The sequence below is a fragment of the Synechococcus sp. H70.1 genome (genome assembly GCF_047502705.1).
Classification (GTDB): domain Bacteria; phylum Cyanobacteriota; class Cyanobacteriia; order Thermostichales; family Thermostichaceae; genus Thermostichus.
Genome location: NZ_JANSIV010000173.1, coordinates 1 through 2,318 on the forward strand (window position 1 = coordinate 1; position 2,318 = coordinate 2,318).

Genomic DNA, 2,318 nt, shown 5'->3' on the forward strand with positions numbered 1-2,318 from the left:
GCTAAGAGGCTGGCAGGTGCAACAGGCACTCTCTTGGGGGGTGGTGATCCTGAGCAGAGAACCACCCTGCAAGGGGACACCGCTGCTGGGAAGGTGCGACCCAACTAGGTGCGCCCGTGGAGCCCAGAACAAGAATCCCCCTGCCTTCAGGCAGGGGGGTAGGTCAACCTTTATCCTTAGCTTTTCTCCTCGCGGAGAGGGGAAGCTAAAACTTTATCCTCCATAGGTTACATGACGTTCGGTGGTGCGGAATTGCAGGATCGTCAGGCCTACCACAATTAAGAAGAGCACAATTGATTGGGCGGCTGCTCTGCCCAAATTGCCCGACGATATACCGATTTTGTAGATTTCGTAGATCAGCACCGAGGTGGATCCAGAAGGGCCGCCAGCAGTCAGCAGATCAATGGTGCCAAAAATATCAAAAAAGGCGTAGGTCATGTTGGTGATCACCAAAAAGAAGGTGATGGGGGAAAGCAGCGGTAGGGTGATGGAAAAAAAGCGGCGAAGGGCCCCCGCCCCATCAATGGCAGCCGCCTCCTGCAAGTCTTTAGGCAGGTTTTGCAGCCCGGCCAAATAAAACAAAATGTTGTAGCCCATCTGCTTCCAAACGCTGGCAAAGATCACCACCCAAGGGGCTAACTTGGGATCCCCCAGCCAGTTCAAACGTGGGATCCCTACCAGCCCCAGTAAGTAGTTGGCTACACCGCCCAAGGGGTTGAAGATAATGAAAAAGATGATGCCGGCCACTGCTGGCGAAATGGCGTAGGGCCAGATCAGTAAGATGCGATAGATCGCCGCTCCGCGAATGGGCTGGTAGAGCAACGTGGCGATCAACAGGGATCCGCTCAGCCCCAGCACCACGATGGCGGCCGAAATGGCGAAGGTAATCCCTAGGCTGCGCAGATAGGTGGAATCTGTCAGCAGAGCGGTAAAGTTATCCACACAGACGAAGCGGCTGCGCGGCGCCCCCACAAAGGTGAGCAGAGTGGAAAGGCGCAGGGTATCCAGCCCTGGATAGTAGAGAAACACCACCAAAATGGTGAAGGTGGGCAACAAGAGCAGCCACGCCAGCCACCCCTGCTTGAAGATACCCCTCTCTTGGGGGGTTGCACTGGGGATCCCCAGGCGGCGCTTCCGCTCCTTGCCGACCCACGCCAGCAGCGGCCAGAGGGGGATGGCCATGCCCGCCAGCACCAGCCCCACGCCAAAAGCGAAGTCGATGGCCTTGCGCTCTGGCGCAAAGGTGCAAAAATCCAGCGGCACCATGAAGATTAGGGATCCCAACCCTCCTGCCAGCCCTCCCAGAGCCGTTCCTAGCAGTACAGGCTGCCCGATGCGCCGAAAACGGGATCCCACCCAGAGGGCCCCTGACAACCCTGCCAGTAGTGGCACCAGCACTTGCATTCCTTCCCTCATGTTCACTTTCCCCTCTAACCTTGCAAAAGCCAGGAAAGGGGCAGGTCGCCGCCCACCCCCTATCCTCGATTTCGCCGTCAATCTGACAGCATCCCAGCTACCGGCCAATTACTGATAGAGGGAGTTGTACTCGGCCAGCAGGCGGTTGGCCTCCTCGTTGGCCTTAGCCATGGCCTGGGCCGGATCCCCGCCCTTGAGCATGAGATCTTCCATAGTCTGGGTCACCACGTTGCGAATCTCAGGAAAGGCTCCCAGCAACGCCCCACGGGTGGCAGGGGTGACCTTGGAGTTGTTGATTTGGTCGATGGCAGTGAAGAAGTTGGGGTTTTCCTTGAACCAGCCCTGCGACTCCAGCAAGGCTACCGAGCTTTTGCGAATGGGCAGATAGCCAGTTACCTTGTGCCACTCGGCAGCATTTTCGGTGCTATTCAGCCACAACATGAAGGTCAGTGCCCCCTCTTCCACCTCTTTGGGCAGATCCTTCAGCAACCAAAGGCTGGCTCCCCCAATCAAGTTCCCCGTCCAACCTTTGTCGGCGTTGTAGGGCATGCGGGTGGTGACTAGCTCGATATTGTTCCGCTTGGCGGCGTTGGTGATGTTGGCCACATCGGCGCTGCTGGTGATGGCCATGGCGACGGTGCCGGTTTGGATGGCCTGTTCCGTGGCCGCCCAATCCCGTTGCTTGCCGCTGTAGAGGTAGTAGCCTTTGTCGTACATCCTTTTCCACCAGGTGGCGATGGCTACCGAGGGCTCCGAGTCTAAAAAGACCTGGGTGGCACGGGCGGCGCGGCCATTTTCGTTGTTGGCCAAGAGAGCATTCTGCTGCGCCATCCACTGCTCGTAGAACCAGCCGTGGTTAGGCCAGGTAACGCAACCCTGGGGCGCATCGGGGAGGGCCATGA

Annotated in this window: 2 protein-coding genes; both read right to left on the reverse strand. The window is 58.1% G+C overall.

All coding sequences use genetic code 11. From position 1 onward, the window contains the following. Positions 1-213: 213 nt before the first annotated feature. Complete coding sequence (locus NW827_RS11425; protein WP_414503714.1) at positions 214-1,416, reverse strand: carbohydrate ABC transporter permease; 1,203 nt, start codon at positions 1,414-1,416, stop codon at positions 214-216. Between the two features lie 108 nt (positions 1,417-1,524). Further along, positions 1,525-2,318, reverse strand: a 794-nt coding sequence (locus tag NW827_RS11430; RefSeq protein ID WP_414503715.1) for an extracellular solute-binding protein, incomplete at its 5' end; no start/stop codon positions are given.

Bases quoted from the DNA above. Each gene is read 5' to 3' on its own strand.
- NW827_RS11425 (WP_414503714.1), bottom strand. From the start codon at position 1,416: ATGAGGGAAGGAATGCAAGTGCTGGTGCCACTACTGGCAGGGTTGTCA.